The organism is Escherichia sp. KTE159 (assembly GCF_000408805.1).
GTDB lineage: Bacteria > Pseudomonadota > Gammaproteobacteria > Enterobacterales > Enterobacteriaceae > Escherichia > Escherichia marmotae.
This window is the reverse complement of the sequence record NZ_KE137291.1, coordinates 136,266-157,705: the sequence shown is the minus strand read 5'-3', so window position 1 is coordinate 157,705 and position 21,440 is coordinate 136,266. Positions and strand designations below refer to the sequence as shown.

General features: G+C 43.9%; 11 protein-coding genes and 6 pseudogenes. 7 read left to right on the top strand and 10 right to left on the bottom strand.

Annotated features, from left to right (window positions below; genetic code table 11):
• Positions 1–394: 394 nt before the first annotated feature.
• A pseudogene (locus A31E_RS23710) lies at positions 395–594 on the top strand (lysis protein); the annotation flags it as partial.
• Positions 595–651: 57 nt separating this feature from the next.
• Here the strand turns inward: A31E_RS23710 and iss are convergent.
• Positions 652–945, bottom strand: coding sequence for an increased serum survival lipoprotein Iss (gene iss, locus A31E_RS21185; RefSeq protein ID WP_000738422.1), 294 nt, complete (start codon positions 943–945; stop codon positions 652–654).
• Positions 946–2,704: 1,759 nt separating this feature from the next.
• Between iss and A31E_RS21190 the strand changes: the two genes are divergently transcribed.
• The 3 genes and pseudogenes from A31E_RS21190 (at position 2,705) to A31E_RS0122015 (ending at position 5,842) form a co-directional block, all read left to right on the top strand.
• Entirely contained in the window at positions 2,705–3,898 is a 1,194-nt protein-coding gene (locus A31E_RS21190) for a CobW family GTP-binding protein (protein WP_000450492.1), read from the top strand.
• Between the two features lie 162 nt (positions 3,899–4,060).
• A pseudogene (locus A31E_RS26695) lies at positions 4,061–4,348 on the top strand (hypothetical protein); the annotation flags it as partial.
• A 181-nt stretch (positions 4,349–4,529) separates the two neighbouring features.
• Positions 4,530–5,842, top strand: a pseudogene (locus A31E_RS0122015) (ISNCY family transposase).
• 133 nt (positions 5,843–5,975) lie between these two features.
• Here A31E_RS0122015 and A31E_RS26335 read toward each other — a convergent pair.
• Positions 5,976–6,260: pseudogene (locus A31E_RS26335) on the bottom strand (hypothetical protein); the annotation flags it as partial.
• 183 nt (positions 6,261–6,443) lie between these two features.
• Between A31E_RS26335 and A31E_RS26690 the strand changes: the two are divergent.
• A pseudogene (locus tag A31E_RS26690) lies at positions 6,444–6,958 on the top strand (ISNCY family transposase); the annotation flags it as partial.
• On the opposite strand, the pseudogene A31E_RS26325 reads toward A31E_RS26690, so the two are convergent.
• The 5 genes and pseudogenes from A31E_RS26325 to A31E_RS21215 form a co-directional block, all read right to left on the bottom strand.
• Positions 6,958–7,120 (bottom strand): annotated as a pseudogene (locus A31E_RS26325) (SemiSWEET family transporter); the annotation flags it as partial. The pseudogenes A31E_RS26690 and A31E_RS26325 overlap by 1 nt on opposite strands.
• A 374-nt stretch (positions 7,121–7,494) precedes the next feature.
• A complete protein-coding gene (locus A31E_RS21200; RefSeq protein ID WP_016248307.1) occupies positions 7,495–8,865 on the bottom strand; it encodes a macrolide efflux RND transporter outer membrane subunit EtsC in 1,371 nt (456 codons plus the stop codon).
• A gap of 3 nt (positions 8,866–8,868) precedes the next feature.
• On the bottom strand, positions 8,869–10,809 hold the full coding sequence (locus A31E_RS21205) for a MacB family efflux pump subunit (RefSeq protein ID WP_016233119.1): 1,941 nt from the start codon (positions 10,807–10,809) through the stop codon (positions 8,869–8,871).
• Positions 10,806–11,993: a macrolide efflux RND transporter periplasmic adaptor subunit EtsA gene (locus tag A31E_RS21210; protein ID WP_001523410.1), complete on the bottom strand. Its 1,188-nt coding sequence runs from the start codon at positions 11,991–11,993 to the stop codon at positions 10,806–10,808. Before A31E_RS21210 ends, A31E_RS21205 begins: the two co-directional genes overlap by 4 nt.
• 111 nt (positions 11,994–12,104) lie before the next feature.
• On the bottom strand, positions 12,105–13,055 hold the full coding sequence (locus A31E_RS21215; RefSeq protein ID WP_016233118.1) for an omptin family outer membrane protease: 951 nt from the start codon (positions 13,053–13,055) through the stop codon (positions 12,105–12,107).
• A gap of 539 nt (positions 13,056–13,594) precedes the next feature.
• On the opposite strand from A31E_RS21215, the gene A31E_RS21220 reads away from it, so the two are divergent.
• Positions 13,595–14,704 carry an SDR family oxidoreductase gene (locus tag A31E_RS21220; protein WP_001523408.1) on the top strand — a complete coding sequence of 370 codons (1,110 nt, stop codon included), beginning with the start codon at positions 13,595–13,597 and terminating at the stop codon, positions 14,702–14,704.
• Between the two features lie 89 nt (positions 14,705–14,793).
• Positions 14,794–15,696, top strand: coding sequence for an antimicrobial resistance protein Mig-14 (locus tag A31E_RS21225; protein ID WP_024193543.1), 903 nt, complete (start codon positions 14,794–14,796; stop codon positions 15,694–15,696).
• Positions 15,697–16,377: 681 nt separating this feature from the next.
• On the opposite strand, the gene A31E_RS21230 is transcribed toward A31E_RS21225, so the two are convergent.
• The 3 genes from A31E_RS21230 to A31E_RS21240 all read right to left on the bottom strand — a co-directional run bounded on the left by A31E_RS21230 (position 16,378) and on the right by A31E_RS21240 (position 21,381).
• The gene (locus A31E_RS21230; RefSeq protein WP_001523402.1) at positions 16,378–16,917 is read right to left on the bottom strand and encodes a chorismate mutase; all 540 of its coding nucleotides are present in this window, start codon (positions 16,915–16,917) and stop codon (positions 16,378–16,380) included.
• A gap of 926 nt (positions 16,918–17,843) precedes the next feature.
• Positions 17,844–19,256: an HlyD family type I secretion periplasmic adaptor subunit gene (locus A31E_RS21235; RefSeq protein WP_001523401.1), complete on the bottom strand. Its 1,413-nt coding sequence runs from the start codon at positions 19,254–19,256 to the stop codon at positions 17,844–17,846.
• A gap of 13 nt (positions 19,257–19,269) precedes the next feature.
• The gene (locus A31E_RS21240) at positions 19,270–21,381 is read right to left on the bottom strand and encodes a type I secretion system permease/ATPase (RefSeq protein ID WP_001523399.1); all 2,112 of its coding nucleotides are present in this window, start codon (positions 21,379–21,381) and stop codon (positions 19,270–19,272) included.
• Positions 21,382–21,440 lie beyond the last annotated feature (59 nt).

Sequence of the window (21,440 nt, the reverse complement as noted above, 5' to 3'; positions counted from 1 at the left end):
CTCGCCAGTAATGATTAATGGGAATGCTTCCTCTGGGGAGGAGGACAGTAGAAAAAAGAACCCGCCAGCAAAAATATTGGGGATGAACAGCTTTCGCTACTCAGGTTGTTGGCGGGTAAATTTCCTCATGAAATAAGAATGCTACGCGCTCTTTTTAATGAAAATGATAATCACTGTCAACTAATTGCGCATATTTTCTTCATACATGATTGATAAAGGTGATTCAGACTATCAGTGTTTTGCTGATGGCCTTTTTGTCTTTAGAAAACACCAGCCAGGCTGGTTGGTTCAGTTAAGCTTTCAGCTTCGAGAATTTTATGAAAGCTATTGATTTGTTAAAATAAATCACAGTCTGGTGACTGCAAAAGTTAAACGAGAAATCAAAAGGTAGCCCAAATCTGAAAATGAAGCTCTGCGTGATGATGTTGCCGCTGGTCGTCGTCGGTTGCATATCAGATCAATCTGCCCATCCCCGCGTGAAGCCACCACCGCCTCGGGCGTGGATAATGCAGCCCCCCCGACTGGCAGACATCGCTGAACAGGATTATTTCCTCCCTCAGAGAGAGGCTTATCACTATGCAAAAACAACTGTAGGGAGCCCAGAAGTATATTAATGAACAGTGCAGATGAGCTCCCCATATCGATGGGCAACTATTGTGAGCAATATACCCGGGCTTCCAGCGGAGTATAGATGCCAAAAGTGATAAAACCGAGCAATCCATTTACGAATGTTTGCTGAGTTTCTGTTTTAACAACATTTTCTGCACCGCCACAAATTTTGGCTGCATCAACAGTTTTCTCTTGTCCAATTCCCGAAACGAAGAAATGATGAGTGATGGTTTCCTTTGGTGTTACTGCTGTCGGTTTGTTTCCAACAGTAAACGTTTGTTGAGCACATCCTGTAATAAGCATTGCCAGAGCGGCAGAAAATAACATTTTTTTCATCTTATTATCCTGCATTGTTAAAAACGGCAGAATCCTATGTGATAATAATTAAACGATAGCTAAATGAACGAAAATTAAAAGTATAAAAGTGGTTACTCAGACTTGGTAGGTACTCAGAATCATGGGAAATGAATAAACCGCTTCATCTGTCCATTACTCTTTTAGGTGTGTTGTATTGTCGCCATATTCCCCGCATTAACCATGACAGTAGCCCGACGGAGAACTCCTTCTGCAAGAGTATACGGGAATAATCAAAAACGATGCACATCAAGTGGTTCGGGTTGCTGTTTTACTAGTTTTCGCCACAAAAGCCACTATTTTCCCAGACAATATATCTCTGTCTGGGTTACATAACGTTTGTCCGTTTATTTCCTTACTGATTGAACAGACCTGATTTCGTATAGTGTAATGTATGTAGCATACAGCGACAGAATATCTTATCTCTGGCTACGGAGTATCGTACAGAGCGGGCAAAATGCGGCGGTTTCTCCACAAGCATGTGGAGAAACATTCTGCCTCTAGGATTCGTGCACCTCTCCACTCACACAATTTCTTAATATAAAAGATCCATTACATTGCTCTGCAACTATAACTGCGTATTACCGTGAAGGAGAACGGTGAGTAACGGCGTTTTTCAAGGCCATTGTCAACGACGGATGAAAAGCGAGAATCCTCTGCTGGGATTCAGCTCCTAATGCTACAAATCTCATTGATGGCTTGATGTAACTTCACATATGGTTTCAGCCTCAAAGAAATCATTTTTATTAATTTTAACGAAGGGTTGGACAAAATGAGGAGGTATTAGCTTTGTTTTATGACGCATTTCCGAAAATTTCCGTGCCATATAGTGAGCATCTTCGCAAGCTTCCATAACAATAGTTGTGTAGGAGGAATTAGTAAGGAATTCGAATAATTTCGAGCACTTGGATTCTGACAGTTAAGGACTCTGCCTGTTGCATCTTGGCAGTGGACGTTGAATGAATTTTTGCCTAGATAAATACCAATCAAAGATGACGTTATTCATAATGGTTCTCCCAAAAAAACACCGTCAGCGTACTGCTGCAGGGTAGGGTGATCATCTAATAAAATCCAGTATAACTGGATAAGAAAGATATTCCTGGTGAACTGGCTCCGCCACACTTACCAGGAAACACTATTCCCTGGTCGAACTTATCCTCCGGAAAAACCTCTTTTAAGTGGTTTGAAGTTTTTCGGAATATATCGCACACAGAAAAATGCGGATATCACAGACAGACTTCTGTCGGTTCCAAATAGTGCAGACCCAAAAGCTATGTATCTTAGTACAGAACGGGTGCCCGACATCCTCGGAACGGATGTCTTTTAGATACGACAACAGGGTGAATAGACAGGAAAAATAGAATGATGCAGCTCTCTTTTTTACAAATGACTGACTCTCTGATATCTAGAACAGATAACGCATCCGGAATATACTTTATCTAGGAGCTATCACTGATACGAAGAGACATATTCGAATAAAAATACAACAACTAGCAATCTGTAATTACTTTCAGGAGGTCACACCTCCCACTCCTGTTCAGAACAAATCTTCCCCCGGAGATAAAAATGGTGATAATTATGCTGATGGAGACTAAATACCAATAAATCCGGTGCGTTCTGTGGCAGGTTGAGACCTCACAGGAAAAACGACAACAACTCCCGTCGACGTTATGCGATTCAATCCGGATGCTCTTTGTACCACCAAGCGCCTTCCTCGCTAACTAACTGGTGTACTGCTGATATGGAAACAACATCTGTCATCATTCTCAATGGCTTCCTCGGCGCAGGGAAAACCACTCTGCTGAAAAACCTGCTCATACAGGCACACGAAAAACAGCTTTCAGTCTCTGTCATAGTCAATGACATGAGCGAACTGGATGTGGACGGCGTGCTGATCGCCAACACAGATATTGTAGATGCAAAAGACAATAATTTCGTAAGTATCACCGCAGACAGCATCAGCAGCCCCGCAGGCCTCAAAAAGATGGATCTCGCAATTAACCACCTGCTTGATCACAACAAGCCGGATGTGATGCTGATTGAAACCTCCGGAAGCAGTCATCCGCTTCCTCTGGTCAAATACCTGCGTCGCCATTCACGTGTACGCCTGAAGGCGTTTTTAACACTCGTTGATACTGTCATGCTCCATGAAGATTACAATGATGGGAAAAAACTGATCCCCACTCTTCAGGAAAATCTCCGGCATAACAAACGCGGCCTGGAGAATTTGCTGGCCGAGCAAATCATGTTCTGCAACAGGCTGCTGCTGACCAGAAATGACCGCCTGCCCTTTGACATTATCTCCGCTGTGGCAAAAGCCATACACCCACTTAACCCCTCCGTGGATGTGCTCGCGGTATCATGGGGAAATATTGAACTGAGCACATTACTGGCGATCCCGGACTACAATTTTGACCGTGTTGAGTTACTCATCAGTGAACTGGAAGCACTTGCAGGAAACATGGATACTCCGTGCAACAATGAGGAACTTATATGGCGCGTCATCAGGGACGACAGGCCATTCCATCCGCAAAGATTATGGGATACCTGTCACCGCTTTATGGGCATGGGCGTTTATCGCAGTAAAGGTTTTTTTTGGCTCCCCGGGAGAGATGATCTTGCCCTGCTCTGGAATCAGTCAGCAGGAAGCATCAGTCTGGCGCTCATTGGCTACTGGAAAGCTGGAGTACTGGAACATACTGACAATAATTTAACTCGTGAAGAACGTTCAGCGCTACAGCGACACATCGACACAGCCTCTGGGCGATTTGGCGATCGCTGCTGTCAGTTGACTATCATTGGCAATGCCACTGAAGTTAATGATTTTACACATGCCTTATCCCTTTGCTTGTTGACTGAAGAAGAAATTCAGTGGTGGATGTCGGGCGGAGTATTCCCTGATCCATGGCCACAGAAAGTTACCCGCCTGTCCTGACAGAAATTGCATTCATATCAGGCTTCCTGTTGCATCTGGTGCAGGCAGTGGCCCCAGAAGGGCTCTCCATACCATCTCGTATCATAGCCGGGGGAGAGCTGAAACACACGTCACGAGAATAGTTGCATTATAGTGGGTATGCAGAGTAGCTACCAGGGAGGTCTTTCGACCGCTGACTCTGACTACCGGGTTAATGAAACACGCCAGTTCGCTCGGATGTTGGGACTTAAATCGAAGAACACGGCGGTGCGGAGTCCGGTGAGTAATGGAATAGCAGAGAGCTTCATGAAAACAATAAAACGTGACTACATCAGTATCATGCCCAAACTTGTGGTCTGTTTTTTATGGAGCAGTTTGTGCTCAGTACTCAGAAAAAATATTTTAGAGCCTGTAGAGCAGATGAATGCGTGGATTAGGGGAGCGATTAATAAGAAAAAGAAGTGGAAATAGAAGCAGTAAGCTTCATGAAGTAAGTTAACATTCAATGTTATTTAACATAAGATAGATTATGCGCACCGATATTGTAACTGCAATATTCTAATGTCACTTTTAACCCATTTAAGTGATGTCACTTTTTCTGGCATAAAGGATCCAATCCTCAGTCTATGGAGACATCAGGATGCTTGTGACTATGTTAGATAAAGAGCTCAGCCGGATCAACGTCATTCAGTCAGTTGTCGAAAAGCGTATGCGCCGTCGTGATGCTGCGCACCAACTTGCTCTGACCGAACGTCAGACGCAACGTCTGATGAACCGCTTTCGTGAATCAGGTGCCGCTGGCCTGGTAAACCTTCGACGTGGACGCCCTGGTAATCACAGACTCCCTGAGTCACTGAAGCTGCGTGTACTTTCTTTACTTCACGATCACTACAGCGACTTTGGACCAACGCTTGCCGCAGAAAAATTGCGCGAACGCCATAACATCACGGTGTCTGTTGAAACGCTCAGAAAATGGATGACTGCCGATGGACTCTGGGTTCCATACTCACGTCGCAGACCCCGTGTTCATCAACCCAGATACCGGCGTGACTGCCTCGGAGAATTTGTTCAGATTGATGGTTCTCCACATGACTGGTTTGAAGGACGCGCCCCAAATGCTGCCTGCTTGTCTTCATTGATGATGCTACTAGCTGCCTGATGCACCTCCGCTTCGGCGAAACTGAATCAGCCTTTGATTACATGATGGCTACCCGAGAGTATCTTGAACAACATGGCAAACCACTTGCGTTTTACAGCGATAAGCACGGCATTTTCAGGGTAAATAAGGGTGGCTCCACTACGACCGGAGTAACCCAGTTTGGCCGTATGCTTTCTGAACTGGGGATCGAGTTGATTTGTGCCAACAGTCCACAGGCTAAAGGCCATGTGGAGCAAGCAAATCAGACACTTCAGGACCGGCTTATCAAGGAGATGCGTCTCGAGGGAATCAGCAGTATCGAAGCAGCCAATGCTTGGCTGGATACCTTCATCGCTGACTTCAATCGTCGCTTCGCAAGACCAGAAAAATACCCCAAAGATTTGAGGCTGAAATCAACGAAGAGCTCGATGATATTTTTGCCTGGCAGGAACAGCGTAAGCTGTCTAAAACGCTGACATTCCGCTATGACAAAATGATATATCTTGTTGAAACTACAGAAAAAAACTCTCGTATCGCTGGCGACAAACTCACAGTCTATGACTATACACTGGCATTCAAACACGGTTACCGTTCACTCAAATATTAGGTGTTCGACAAACTGGAATGTGTCGATCAGGGGCAAATCGTTGATAACAAACGTCTTGGGGCCGTGCTTAAACTGGCACAGTGTAAAATGGATGAACTTGAACGTGATGGTAAACGTGCCCGAAGTAAAAAGATGCCCAAACGACGCACTCAAGCAATTGAGGGCTATCAATCCCCTGCAGGCTAACCCTGAGGAATTCAGAGCCAGCCTTAAACGTTAATGCCCCCCACCCGCTTTAACACGTCAGTAGTTACTCTGACAGGTATGACACTATTTATTTCCATGCTACGGCTTTTTGTATGTTAATAATTAATGCTAATGTATGCGTACATTAGCATTAATTATTAGGTTAATCAGTCCTCGTGTTCTCTTGATGCCTTTACTCCTGTCTGATAGATACGCTTTACCCGTTCAATCTCAGCAAGCGTTGCCTGCCAGTGCCTCGCGGCGGCATGACGATATCTTGCTGCCACTTTTTCCACGTACTTCGGGTTACTGTCCGTGCTTCGGCGCTGTCGCCCCTTCTCCCCGAAAACCTCCACAATCAACCACTGGCTACCCGTTCGGCCGAAAAGCGCATTGCACAGTCGCTTAACAGTAAGCGGCGTTAAATCCGGGTCAGGGTCGTAAGCTACGGTGAAAGAGGTGACTTTTTAATCTTGCAATAACAGATATTGTAGTAGCTAAATTGAGATGAAGAAAACATGTCCGCGCTACAGTCTCACCATAGCGATCACTGCTTTCAAAGGATGGGACTCATGACAGCATACGGAACGGAGTTTATCTCAAGGAACGATGTAAACCGATTCAGGAGCCTCTAGGACGTCACCGACCGATGCCTCACTACTCGTCTCGCAGCCAGCCGGCTGGAGATGTCTGACAAACACTACCGCCGTCTGCATGAATGTTACCGCGAACACGGACCTCTTTTGCTGGTAAATCGCCGTGGACAGCCAGGTAATCCGCAACTGATGCCGGGCCTCGCTGAGCGTGCACTGCTTATTATCCATGAACACTACGCTGATTTTGGTCCGACGTTAGCCTGTGAGAATCTCGCCGAGCTCCATAGTCTATATCTGACCATAGAAACGGTACGGAATCTGATGATACAGACTGGTTTATAGATCCCCCGTATATTACGGCAACCGCGTGTACATCAGCCACATCCGCTACGTGCCTGTACCAGAGAGCTGATCCAGATTGATGGCTGTGAGCATTCGTTGGTTCGAGGAGCAAGGCCCGGCCTGCACACTTCTCATTTACGTTGATGATGCAACTTCTATTTGTTAATTCCGAGTCTACTTTCACCTATTTTGAAGCCATCCGAGGCTATATTCATACGTATTTTTTCCTATGGCTGAAAAGTGTTATTACAAGCACTGATGCAGCCAGAAACAGTGTGACAATATTTGCGGTCAGTACGGAAAAATCAAATCGCATAATGCCATACGTTATCCATGATAATTACACCTATCAGGAACATGACATACAATACCAAAATACAAGAAAGTAACAGTGGGGAAAAATTGGTGTAAATGCCCTTTTAAAGGGCAAGTTTTCAAGGGAGATATTCCAGTTAGAGATAACAACGAACAGCAGCGCGAACTCAGGAAAATAATCAGGGCTGCCCTTATGCTTTTCGGGAGCTACATTTTCCTGCATATCTCTTTAGTTCCGACTACTTATCTGGTGAGAACCTCTTTTTCAGACACATCAGAATATGATCGCTATTCTTGCTGAACATTGACTTCATTTTGGGCACTGAATCTTCATAATACTGACTATTGCCAAGAGTCTCTTCATATGCCTAGCTAAATAATAGCCTTAGTGTGGCTTGTTTTTCAAATTTCAGGCAGTACCGATTAGTAAGATCTAAGGAAATGCTGGAGCCCCACCAAACTCAAGATAAATTTTTGCTAAGTTCTGCAACTGATTGAAGCGATTTTCATCCAGCCGAAATTCCGCCTGACGGCGTTTTTCCTGAGCATCAAGCCAGAATGAAATACGTATTGCACCATGCCGGTAACGCACTTCGTTTAATCTCTCTGACTTACGTGCAAGTTCCAGTTCTTCCCTGAGTCTTGTCTCCTGAACCTGCAGCTGGTTACGTAATGAAAGCGCGTCTTCTATGCTGCTCATTGCCTTATAAAGTAGCTGTTTAAACTCCAGCACTCGCTGTTCATAATCGTTACGGGCAATTTTTACCTCGATGTCCCGCTGCCGCCACTCCAGAAACGGTAGAGTTAGGTTAGCGCCTACAGAACCGACCGGATTATGCAGTAATGCCAGTAGCGAAGTGCTGCTGGTACCCAAAGCGCCAGTCAGGTTGAAGGTGGGGTAATATTCACTACGCTTTATATCAACCGTAGCCAGCGCCTCACGCAACTGCCATTCTTTAGCGCTGATGTCAGGCCGACGCATCAGAACGCTGGCAGGAATATTCGCATTGACCTTAGGCAGGCTTCCTTTTGGCAGCGTTGTTGGCTCGACTATCTGCCCCCCCGGAACAATGCCGAGCAGAACTGCCTGCTGATTGAGTATCTGTAAACGTTCTCGTTGTAGCCCTGTGAGCTGGTTCTCTTGCGTGAGCAGGTTTTGCTGCGCGTCGATCACATCCAGCGACGAGGTGCTTCCTGCTCGATATCGAACCTCGGCCAGACGCAACGTCTCTTTTGCATAGTCGATACTCTGCTGGAGGATGGCAATTTGTTGATTTACAAAACCGATGCGCCAGTAATTATTGCTGGCTTCTGAAAGCAACATCAGGCGCGCGAAACGAAAATCTTCTTCACTGGCATGGACTGCCCACTCAGCAACGTCACGCTGACGGGCAATTTTGCCCCAGAGATCCAGCTCATAGCTGGTGCTGAGACTGGCATAACCGCTTTTTGTCCAACCGGACGAGTTATTCAGCTGTTTTTTCCCGTCCTCACCCAGTGAACCTTTTAATGCAGGAGAATTGGTGATGCCTGTTCTTTCCGCATCCAGCCGCACCCGATGCACTCGCAGTGCAGCTATAGCCATGTCGTTATTACTTGTCATCACCAGGCGAAGCCAGCTATCGAGATGAGGATCGTTAAATTCTTTCCAGTCAAACGGGGCTGTATTTCCGTCCATATCACTCTGGACCCAACTGATGGGATAGCCCACTTCGGGAGCGTGATAGTCACTTTTCAGCACGCTTGTGCAACTTGCACAGAGTGCGGTGGTAAGGCATAAAGCCAAAGGTGATAAAATTTTCATAGATTATTCGCTGACCAGTGAAATGATCGGATCCATCCTTGCTGCCTTGCGGGCGGGGAGATAACCGAAAATCATACCGATTAAGGTTGAGCAGAAAAACGCGGTGACAGCAGCCTGCCACGAATATATCACCGTGAACATTTCGTCCCCCAGGGCGGTAAAGAGCATGCCTGTGGCATATGACAATGCAATACCCAATGCGCCACCAATCAGGCAAACTAATACGGCCTCAATAATAAACTGCTGCATGATGTCGCCGTATCTCGCGCCGACAGCCATGCGTACGCCAATTTCATGAGTTCGTTCCGTTACAGAGACCAGCATGATGTTCATCACCCCGATACTGCCGATCATTAGTGAGATACTGGCGACCATCAGAATTAGAATGCTGAAGGTCATTGAGGTACGTTCGACAGATTTTTTGATTTGTTCAAAGTTGTAGACTTGGAAGTCTTTTACACCATGACGCCGGGTTAACAGTTGGGAGATTGCACTAATCGCTGCCTCGTTATTCACATTGTCTTTTAGCCTGACGCTAATACTGCTCAGAACCGGTTTGCCCACCATACGGTACATCACTGTGCGGTAAGGCATCCACACGGTAATGCGGTTTGGCATATCGCTATAGTCGCTGCTTCTGGCAATGCCAACCACTCGTGCAGGCACGGAACCAAGGAGGATTATTTGCCCCAGAGCCTGTAGCCCCGCATCGTCGAAAATAGCCTTGCGGGTGTTCTCATCAATAATGACTTCCTGTAGGGCATTACGATCATCCCTGAAAGTTGTCCCCTGTAACAACTCAATACCTTTTACCCGAAAATGCTCCCGCCCTACGCCGTTGATGGAAGCCATTGCCGATTTACCAAGAAAACGAATATTATCTGATGTGCTAACTTCCGGACTTACGCTGTCGACAAATCCTTGTTTCGCTAGTGCATCAGCGTCCGCAGGTATTAGTGTTCGAATACTCTCAACGCTGTCATCAAAAAAATCTCGCCCAGGATAAATGCGGACCACATTTGTACCCAGACTTTTAATCTCCTCCAGTGTCTTCTGCTTGGCACCTTCACCCAATGCCACTACAGTAACAACGGCAGCGATACCAAAAATAATCCCAATCATGGTAAGTGTGGTGCGTAAACGATGCGCATTCATCGCTTTTAGCGCCATTTGCAGCGATTCACGCGTACGATCGAACAGTGTTTGCCAATAGCTTTGCCGGATACTGTTGGTTTGTCGCCACGTTTTTGTTACAGATACGCAACTGCCGCTATCAGAGATAATTTCGCCATCACGCAGTTCGATAATGCGCTTCGCCTGCCGGGCAACCGTCATATCGTGGGTCACCATTACTACGGTATGACCATGCCGATTAAGCTCACTCAGGATGGCTAACACTTCTAGCCCGGATTGCGAATCCAGAGCGCCAGTTGGCTCGTCCGCCAGGATTATCTCTCCACCGTTGATCAGTGCCCGGGCAATACTGACGCGTTGCTGCTGACCACCTGAAAGTTCGCTAGGTTTATGATGCTCACGTCCTTTCAGCCCAAGTCTACCAAGCAGCGCGGTTGCGTACATCCGACGGCTGCCTCGTTCGCTGTTGGCGTAAATGGCCGGGATCTCCACGTTACCAAGTGCGCTAAGATCAGGAATCAAATGGTATCGCTGGAAGATAAAGCCAATATGTTCCCGGCGCGTTCTGGCCAGCTCATCGGGCGAAAGGTGGGCGGCGTTTTGCCCGTTGATGAAGTAATCGCCTTTATCTGGTACGTCAAGGCAACCCATTATGTTCATTAAGGTTGATTTGCCTGAGCCTGAGGCACCGATGATTGCCACCATTTCTCCGGCCGCGATAGTCAAATCGACGTTTTTAAGGACGGTTCGTGCCTGACTACCATTGCCATAAGTTCGGCTAATCCCTTTTAGCTCAATAATCTTTCTCACAGCACAATCTCTTCTTCGGTTGCTTTCTCTTCCGGCAACGACAACACAACATTCTCTCCAATCTTTAAGCCTTCGAGGATCTGAATATCCAATCCGTTGGTTATGCCAGTTGTCACATTCCTGGTTTCCAGCTTACCGTCAGCCGCCAGCACCTGGACCTGTTGCTTGTTTTCCCCGGTTCTGCGCACGGCCTGAAGGGGCACCAGCAATGTGTTTTTGGCTTCTTCAATAAGGAGTGTAACCTGCGCTGTCATGGCAATACGGAGTCGGTTTTCTGGGTTAGGCACATCGAGCAAGGCATTGTAATAAACAGAAGCATTTGAAGAACTGGCTCCTGAAACCGAACTGTTGCTGGCAAGAGAATCATCTTTCATCACTGACTCCGGTGCCAGCTCAACTGCTCGCAGCGTCGCATTATAGTGCGTGTCCGGTTCGGAAAAGATAGTGAAACGGGCTTTTTGCCCAGCGGAAATACGGGTGATATCGGCTTCGGAGATCTGCGCTTTAATGGTCATAACATCCAGACGTGCAAGCTTAATGATCGTTGGCGCACTCTGGTTTGAGTTAACGGTCTGTCCCTGCTGAGTGACGACGGCGATAACAATACCGTCCATCGGCGCTACAACTCGTGTATAGCCAAGAGCTAGCTTTTTCTTATCCACTTCTATCTGTGCCTGGACAAGCTTGGCATTCAGAGACAGTAATTCGGCGTGAGTGGTGGCAAGCATTGTCTCTGCAGACTCAAAATCTTCACGGGAGCTGGCATCTTCTCTTAACATTTGCTGCTGGCGCTTAAAACGCAATTCAGCCTGTTTCAGGAGCGCCTGCTTCGACTGAAGTTCGGCTTTAACCTCGCTGAGCGCAGCCTCAGCATTGCGCAAATCATTACGCTGAGGCAAGTCGTCAATTTCGGCAATCAGCTGCCCTTTAGTCACGTAGTCGCCCTGTTTTACTTTCAGTGATTTCACCTGGCCTGATACCTGTGCCCCTACGTTAACGCGTTCAATCGCATCAATGCGGCCAGTTGCCAGAACGGAATTTTCTATATCACCTTTACGCACTGGGGCCGTAACAAATTCTGGTATATCAGGACTTCTCAGAAAGAAGAGCAAAACGCAGATAAGAATAATGAACAGCGCTGCGATAAAGAACTCGGTGCGGCGAAAGAGACATTTCGTTATCATAGTCTAAGTTTTCCATGACGATGAAAGTGGTATTCCAGTTCCCTATAGTAAATGCTCCAGTATCTACTGGAGCTAATTTTAAAAGGTCAGTCCTGCAACCCACTCAGAGAATCAGAAATAATATTTAAGACCCGCTGTAGTTATGAAATTGTAGTTTTCAATACCGGCACTGTTTTTGTCGAATTCAGAAACGCTGCTGTTTCTATTATAACGAGATGTATCACCTTTCTTGTTAGTGATCCGATTCCACGTACCCTCAACATACACCTTGGCATTAGATGTTATATAATAGCCAGCATTGACGGCCACAGAATAATAATTCTGACTTTTTACTTTGTCACGATATGTGACTCTTTTCTCCAGGTCATAATGTTCATCGTTATCAGATGACTCAACCCAGTCACTGTATTTAAATGTGCCGCCCAGTTCAAAGTTGTCATAGCGGTAACTTCCAGTCAGGCCAATATAAGGCATCTTAAAACGCTGCTTGTAACCTATGGCTCTTTCGCCATCCGGGAATGTGCCAATAGCATCCCTAAACCCTTCATAAGAATAGATATAAGAGCCGCCTCTGGCGGTGAAACTGTAACGGTTTTCCTGATATCCCGCCATGAGCCCCAGGCGATAATCTGGTTCATTTAAGAGCCATCCTTTGATATTCAGGTCAAATTCATTGGCAAAATTAAGTCGGGTATCGGGATGCCTGCTCTCATCAGTCCAGATGCCAGGTTTATCTGAGTCCAACCAGTCACGGTCAACCATATTTCCCCCTTTCTGACCGATGGTTGTCCAGCCTGATGCATTGAAGGACAAACGGGGGAGTAGATCCCAGTTAATAGCACCTTTAATAATAGCGGCGTTGCTGTATTTCCAGTCCAGCTGACTGGCTTTTCGTCCACCCTCTTCAGGTGCGTAAACACGCTCTTTTGTTTTACCACTCAGTGTACCAAGATTCAGTTCCGTACTGATTTTCTCAGGGGTAAAAGTGAGAAATTCAGTAGTAGCAAGGGCATTGAATGTAATGGGAACAGATAATACCATTGCCAGAAACTTTAACCGCATAATAATGTGATTCCTTTAAGTCTGATTAATCAGATAAATATTCGTTGAGTCTTTGTTTCCACGTCAATCGTGAAACATTGTTTTGTTTATTTTTTGTTTAAGATTATTGCTGTCAGGTCTCAGAAATTAAGATGCTCAATTTGTTGTATGATTGATAATTAGCATGTTAATAATATTAAGTCATTTAAGTAATATATAAATATTTTTATCATCAGAAATGTAAAAACGGTGCTTGTGTTAATCTGCAATTTTAAAGGAGTGATGTAGCCCACAGAAACACCGGACAGTAGCTGTATCTCCAGATAAGATTAACCAAAATAAAACAACCAACTGAATGAAAAGAGGAATAGTGCTTCATGAAGATGTCGCGCCTTATCTATTTTTAACATATAAACTTAGGTTTTTTATTCTTTATGGTTATTATTCATTAATGGCTATGCATAATTTAACTCCATGCAAATAATTATTTTGTTTATGATTGGTTTATGCTAATCAAGTTATTTTCATAATGTTATTTTTATAAGTAAAAGAGGTTGAACATGGACTTATTATTACTCACTGGGGCCACTGGATTTCTCGGCGGTGCTGTGCTAGATAAACTGATGAACAATCAAAAAAATATAGAATTGCTACTTTTAGTTCGAGCCGATTCGCAACATACAGGACTTGAGAGGGTTAAAGACAATGGTCGCAAATTTAATATTTGCGAGGATAGATTACATTCTTTAACAATTGATAATATATTGCTCGGGGATTTAAATAACCCGGAGACCTTCCTCTATGACCCTCGTCTTGATAAAGTCACATATGTTATTAATTGTGCAGCAGTTGCTTCTTTTGGCAATAACCCTCTTATATGGAGTGTAAATGTTACAGGTACGCTTGCTTTTGCCAAAAGAATGACAAAAGTTACAGGGTTAAAACGCTTTATTCATGTTGGAACTGCTATGTCATGTACTCCGAATGCAAATTCGTTAGTAACGGAAGATGCTGCAGCATTAGATACAGGAGAGCATTTGGTAGAATATACGCGCTCAAAAGCAACAATAGAACTTTTGATGCGCAAAGAATGTCCCAACTTGCCCTTATTGATTGCCCGTCCATCCATTATTGTCGGCCACACCCATTTAGGGTGCTTACCTTCAACCAGTATTTTCTGGGTGTTCAGAATGGGATTAATGTTACAAAAATTTATGTGTTCACTGGATGATAGAATAGATGTCATTCCTGTGGACTATTGTGCTGATGCATTGTTAATGCTACTGGAAAGCTCGTTATCTAAGGGAGAAGTTATTCATATATCTGCAGGTAAAGAAGGCAGTGTAACATTTGCAGATATTGACAAATCTATAGCCTGTGCCCTGAATGGAACTCCCGTTGGTGATAAATATACTAAAGTTAGCTATGACGTGCTGGTCATGGAGAGACATGAATTAAAGAATATTTTTGGTCCCTGTAATGAACGTCTTATGCTAAAAGCCATTCGTTTGTACGGCGCGTTCAGCATGCTTAATGTCACTTTCAGCAATGAGAAATTACTGGGTATCGGAATGCCCAAACCACCAAAATTTACTGACTATATTAAAACTTGTATAGAAACGACTAAACATCTGTCGATCCCACAACAAATGGTAGTGGATTTTAAATAAATTTTATACTTTTTATAAACGGCCGTCGTTATGAACAATCAATATCTAACAGAAAGCTAAAATGGAAACGGAAAAATCTGGAGGATACTGTGCTTATAAAAAATTTTAAGCGAACCATTACATCCTGGAAAACATCTACATTCGAAATATATAAGTTGGCTTTTGAAAAATACGGCGGGAGCGTAAACATGCACCCGGATGTTGTTTCATTTTTTATGAAGAATCATGCATGGAAGATTGATTTTTTTCACTATGAAAAAAATGGTGATATTAAAGGCGCATACTTCCTGTGCAATGGAACGCAAGTTGGCATAATGGCTCGAAGGCGTTATCCTTTGTCATCTGATGAGATTTTAATTCCTTTTGATTCTCATACGAAATGCTTTTTTCCGGACAAAACGAATAAATTATCCATGATAAATAAACCTAACATAATAAATGCAACATGGAGTATAGCCAGAAAAAAGCAAAACTGCATAATAAAAGAAGAATTTTCCACGAAATTTGAAAAAACACGACGAAATGAAGTCCAGAGATTTATCAGAAACGGTGGAGAGATTAAATGCATAGAGGAGTTATCAGATAGTGAAATAGCCAGATTATACATATCACTTTTCCAGTCTCGATTTGGAAATATGTTACCTTGCTATAAATATGATGATTTATTGAGATTTGTTTCTTATCTGCGGAAAATGATATTTGGGCACGTGCTATTTTGGAATAATAAGCCTTGTGCTATTGACATTGTTTTGAAATCTGAAAGTTCATGTAATGTTTATTATGATGTCCCAAATGGTGCGATACTGAATGATGATGGCTGTATGAAACTCAGTCCTGGAAGTGTCCTTATGTGGTCAAATATTAATAGAGCCAGAAAATACTGTCATGAAAATAATAAAAAAATGATATATTCTATAGGAGCTTTCAGGCCTGAATGGAAGTATAAACTTCTGTGGTCAGCCCCCTTTAAACTTGGAAAATGTTTGTGCTGATAAATCTGTGTTAGGATAAATTGCTGTTAACAGTGCTATATTAATTTACGGATTTACATTAACTAAATGCTCCTCTGCTTTGTAGAGGAGCTAAAAAATATTTCATATGTAGGTTGTTTGAATTGTTAATTAGTGAGTAAACCTGTTATCACTCAAAACCGCACCAAAACTCAGAGGTCCCTAATCGATGTGTCCCCCAAAACACCTCATAGTCTTTACCAAGAATTGCAGCAAACTCTAATGCTTGCTCATAATTGCAAAATACACCAAATAAACACCATGGAGAACACCTTATTACCCCCCACCCAACAATTGAGTCGGACAAAAAAGGATCTTTTTTAAGTAAACAATCTGTAATCATGGCAACAACCTCCTATTACCGATGCGCAAATTTTGGCATAACCCTCTTGAATGTTTATTGGATATCATTTATTTTTTATTGGGTTAAAGCGTATTAGAATATGCATACGTTCAGTTCACAGAGACACAAATATCTATAAATAAACCATTATATCGCTGAGTTGTGTCAATTAAACAGAGCTCCTGATAGATAAATCTGGTGTAACTGAGTCATCCTGGCTTCGACATAAAAATAGAAATAAACACTACTTTTATGTATCAGAAGCCCTGTGTATTATCAGTTTATTTTTATCTTCATACGATTCATTCTCTGTATTCCCCTTATTTCAAAGATACTTTTCTCAATGCATTCCAAATCAACAATTTATCCATCTCATTTAAATTTTGCTGTTGGATATTCTGCATAAAGTGCACTTTTTCCCATTCAGTCAGCGATCCCTCTGACTTCAACCGTTTAGCCAAATCCTGCAGAATTCTATAGTTTAACTGAGCGATTTGTTCTCGAACATCCTTAAGTGGACGAGGTTTCCAGTCAGTTTCAGGAACCGATAGCCAGTCAGCACGATATCGGTACTGGATTGCTTTCGCAACATCCATTTGGGCCTGGATAAAAGGTATTGCGGTATCCTCTTTTATTCCTAGTTTTCCTGCATCAGCAATAGCATTTTGTAATACTTTTTTTTCTTGAAGCAAATCTTCTATCGCCTGATGGTGTTGAGCCTTATACCCGGCTACATCTTTCATATATGACAAACGTTCATTAATCAGATTGATAACTGAATAACTGCCTGCTAATGCTTTAGATGTTGCAAAAAAAATTGCAGCGATAAACATTAATTTAATTAGGTAAAGTTTTTTCATTACTGCTCCATCATTATTAATGAACATTGTCTGGTTTGAAATATAAAACCTCTACTTAAAAAAGGCGATAGTTATTCTTGCTTATTCGGAATAAAGTTTCTTTATTAATCTCCTAATGTATTTTACAACCTCTGAAAAAGATGAATAAATTGAATCAGAAGTAACAAATAAAGAGTGTTCCATAAAATAACTCATTGAATATTTATTATCTGTTGTAACCTCTGACTCATAGAATAAAGAAATATAATATTGTTGAGTGAATGCATCATGAACTAAATTGGTAACACTTTGCTTTATACTTGCGACTGATAACAGCACACAAAAAAATAACACTTTCATAAAGTTATTCGATATCCGCCCTGCTGTTGTATCAATAACATGTAGTACCGACAAATGTTATAACATAACATTTCTGTTATCAACAATAATCATACGCTCCTTCTCAGATAGAAGGATTTAGCCAGTTTGGTAGTAGCAGCTGCCAACACAGCTATGGATGTCGAGCGCTCCTCTATGACAGTTCAAACAATCGTGAGATGAACGTCATGGCAAAGCGTCAAAGGCCTCCCCCGATAACTCTGGAACAAATCGAAATTCGTTAGCTAAAGAAAAAACCACAAAGGATAGAAATGAAAAAGGAATATTATACGCTCTTGATGTCAGGACTCCCTGAAAAGTTCCTGATAATCAGGACGCTCAGTGTGCTTTATCCTGTAGTCATTCTCTGCCACATGTCTGGGGTTTACACTAGTTGTTGCAGCCTCTACCAGTCCGCCATGTAATGACATGGCCATATAGTTGAATATTCATGCATTCAGACCATCATTAATATTATGATGGATTAATACCGAACGAATCGGAAGGTAGATACTTGAAAATCTAGAATTGAGACCAGTTTTTGTTGGCTACTCCTGACATAGCAAGAATTAACGTTCAGTCATGCTCTCATGAATTGTTCCCTTTATAGGACTAAGAACAAAATCAATTACCCGACGATAACCTGTGATTATTTCTGCTGTAATGTTCATACCTGATGTCATCCTTACTTCTTTTCCCTCAACCATCATGACCGAATCAAGTAACATGATTTCCCCATCAAAATATAATCCTTTCTGGTTATCCTCGATAGCTTCACTACTTACCGTTTTGACGATACCATGCAAGTAACCGTGACGAGTATAAGGGAATGACTCGACTTTTATAACGACGTCCTGTCCGGGCGAAACAAAGCCGATATCCTTATTACTAATTTTAATTTTTGCATCAAGGTGATCGTGTTCCGGAACAATAACCATCAGTGTCTGTGCCGTTGTAACAACACCACCTTGTGTAAAGGTGGCCAGTTGTTGTACAACACCATCGACTGGCGATGTAATTTGTAATGCATCCAGCCGTTCTCGGTTCTTATCCAGCTCATAGGTTACTTGTTGGATAGTGTCCCGTAATTGATTAAGTTGCTCCATCAGGTCCCTACGGAATGTTTGTTTAAGAAGCCTGTACTCATTATGAGCGTGAGCAACAGCCTCACTGGCCTCTCTTATTTGACTCTTTAACACCTCAAGTTCATTTATTATTTCCACATACTGATTTTCCTGGTCCAGTAACTGATGTTTAGATATGGCCTGTTTTTTATAAAGAGAGCGCATATCGCTTAGTTTTATCTGGATTATACGTTTCTGTTGCTCCAGTTTAGCTATCCGGGATTTTATAGCTGCCTGTTCAGCCGTCTTCTGGCGAATAATGACCTGCTGCTGCTCACGGGATGTAGTCCATGCGACAAATTGCGCTTGCATCAACTGATTGGCTCTCTCGGAATCTGGTCCGGTAGGGGATGTCATTAATGGAGGCAAATCATTCTCCGTTGCGTTAAGGAGGGCCTCCAGCCTTTGTTCATCAAGGCGTGATTGCGCCAGAACGCTTTTATTTTGGGCATTCTCAGCTTCCGCACCTATCGCAGAAAGAGAGATCAACAACTGCCCCTTTTTGACCTTCTCGCCATTTCTCACATAGACTTTATTCACACGCGAAGTTTCCAGTGGCTGAATGACTTTACTACGGCCATTCAATATCAGCTGGCCTGGCGCTACAGCAACGATCTCAACTTTATAGAAGACGGAAATTAATATCGCCAAGACCAGAAAGATCATAATTGTGCGCGCTACAATCCGAGGAAGAGGTGATACCGGTTTTTCGGTCAGTTCAAGATGTGCCGGCAAAAAATCATACTCATCCCGTAGCCGTTTGGGAGCGTCTAACGACTTCCTTATTGACCAGGCTTCGCGGAAAACTACAAAATACTTCTTCACCAGGTCTGAAATACCCTGCATCCATAATTTCATGTTCATTCCCTTGTTAAGCAGATTGCAACTGATGAAGGTAGTGGTAAATGCCGTCAGGGCGAGCCAGCAATTCCTGATGGGTTCCGGACTCGGCTACGTTCCCTTTATCCATCACCATAATCCGGTCAGCCATCCTCACGGTTGAGAGCCGATGGGCAATAATGATCACAGTTCTGTTTTTACAGATGTTGTGCATATTCCGCATGATGGCGTTTTCAGATTCGTAATCCAAAGCACTGGTAGCCTCGTCCAGAATCAGGATTCTAGGGTCAGTAATCAGCGCACGAGCGATAGCTATACGCTGTCGTTGGCCACCAGACAGGCCAGAACCCTGCTCGCCAACCACGGTGTCGTAACCCTCTGGAAGTTCGCTTATGAAGTCATGAGCGCCAGCCAGGCGGGAGGCAGCAATGATTCTCTCCATTGCGATGCCCGGACAGGCCAGCGCAATGTTTTCTCGGATGCAGCGGTTAAGCAGAATGTTTTCCTGCTGCACGACGCCAATCTGGCGGCGCAGGGAAGCTGGGTTAACCAGGGAAATATCATGGCCATCAATCAATATCTGCCCCTGTTCGGGTACGTAGAGCCTCTGAAGAAGGCGAGTAAGCGTGCTCTTACCCGATCCTGAACGACCAACTACACCAATAATCTCACCGGCAGCTATATTAAAACTAACGTTCTCAAGAACGCGCGGGATCTCCGGCTTGTAACGGAAACTGATGTTCTTGAACTCGATATCCCCTTTGAGTGGCGGCAGATTAATACCGTTCCCTGACACCTCTGTCGGGTAGTTGAGGATATCCCCCAGGCGCGCGACGGAAATGCCCACCTGCTGGAAGTCTTGCCAGAGTTGGGCCAGGCGTAAAACGGGTGCCGTCACTTGCCCTGAAAGCATATTAAAGGCAATTAGCTGACCAATGGTCAGCTGCCCCTCAATGACAAGATGGGCACCTAACCATAACGTAATGATCATCACGGCCTTCTGGATGAGCTGTATACCTTGCTGCCCTACAGTAGCGAGATGAGTCACCGAGAAACCGGCAGAAACATAGCTGGCAAGCAGCTTGTTCCATTTGTGGGTAATCTGGGGCGTTACCGCCATTGCCTTAATCGTGCCTATGGCAGTTACTGTTTCGACAAGGAAAGATTGGTTTTCCGCATTGCGCGCAAATTTGGTGTCTAGGCGCTTTTTGAGAGGCGGGCTGATGAGTAGAGACCAGACGATATAAACAGGTAGTGACAGGAATACGACCAGCGTGAGTTTGTAGCTGTAAGTCCACATTACAGCCAGAAAGATAAACGAGAAAAGCATATCCAGAACCGACGTTAAAGCCTGGCCGGTCAGGAAGTTGCGGATCTGCTCAAGCTCCCGGACTCTGGCAACGGTGTCACCAACTCTCCGCATTGAAAAATAAGAGAGAGGCAGAGCTAACATGTGTCGGAATAAGCGCGCGCCCAGCTCAACGTCTATCCTGCTGGTTGTATGCGCGAAAATATAGGTTCTCAATCCACCGAGTATGACCTCGCACAAAACAACGACGACCAAAGCAATAACAATGACATTGAGGGTAGAGAAACCTCTATGAACAAGTACCTTATCCATGACAACCTGAAAGAATAAGGGCGTCATGAGTGCCAGCAGCTGCAATGCAATGGAAGCGACAATTACCTCAATAAAGATACGTCGATATTTTATTACGACAGGTATAAACCAACTGAAATCAAAGCGCGCCAGCTTACCTAAAACAGAACTACGGGAAGCGATGGAAATGACTTTACTGCTGTAACGTTCTTCAAACTCTTCTTTAGAGAGTGTAATTGGCCGATCTTCATGGAAATCATGAATAAGATATCGGTTCGTGGCTTTATCGATGGCAGCAAGAATAAAGTGCTCTCCATCATCGCGCCAAACGAGAAGGGGGAGAGTGAGGTAGGGGAGACGAGAGATAGGCTTATTGTCCAGTCGGCTTTTCAGCCCTACCTGGCGAGCTGCCAGAACCCAGGCATTTACACTTATTCCATTTTTTTCAGGATCAAACTGATGCTCTATATCTTTTGGAGAAACAGCAATACCGTGATACTGCGCAAGCATGACCAGCGCAGAAAGTGCGAAATCGTTAGTCATAAATAAACAGGAATAGATTTTAGGAAGTGGCAGCCCATAAAGGGACTGCCATATTAAAG

What these genes read in the sequence shown, in the direction of transcription:
- iss (WP_000738422.1), bottom strand. Translation starts at nt 945, where the DNA reads ATGAAAAAAATGTTATTTTCTGCCGCTCTGGCAATGCTTATTACAGGA.
- A31E_RS21190 (WP_000450492.1), top strand. Translation starts at nt 2,705, where the DNA reads ATGGAAACAACATCTGTCATCATTCTCAATGGCTTCCTCGGCGCAGGG.
- A31E_RS21200 (WP_016248307.1), bottom strand. Translation starts at nt 8,865, where the DNA reads ATGAAAATTTTATCACCTTTGGCTTTATGCCTTACCACCGCACTCTGT.
- A31E_RS21210 (WP_001523410.1), bottom strand. Translation starts at nt 11,993, where the DNA reads ATGATAACGAAATGTCTCTTTCGCCGCACCGAGTTCTTTATCGCAGCG.
- A31E_RS21215 (WP_016233118.1), bottom strand. Translation starts at nt 13,055, where the DNA reads ATGCGGTTAAAGTTTCTGGCAATGGTATTATCTGTTCCCATTACATTC.
- A31E_RS21220 (WP_001523408.1), top strand. Translation starts at nt 13,595, where the DNA reads ATGGACTTATTATTACTCACTGGGGCCACTGGATTTCTCGGCGGTGCT.
- A31E_RS21230 (WP_001523402.1), bottom strand. Translation starts at nt 16,917, where the DNA reads ATGAAAAAACTTTACCTAATTAAATTAATGTTTATCGCTGCAATTTTT.
- A31E_RS21235 (WP_001523401.1), bottom strand. Translation starts at nt 19,256, where the DNA reads ATGAAATTATGGATGCAGGGTATTTCAGACCTGGTGAAGAAGTATTTT.
- A31E_RS21240 (WP_001523399.1), bottom strand. Translation starts at nt 21,381, where the DNA reads ATGACTAACGATTTCGCACTTTCTGCGCTGGTCATGCTTGCGCAGTAT.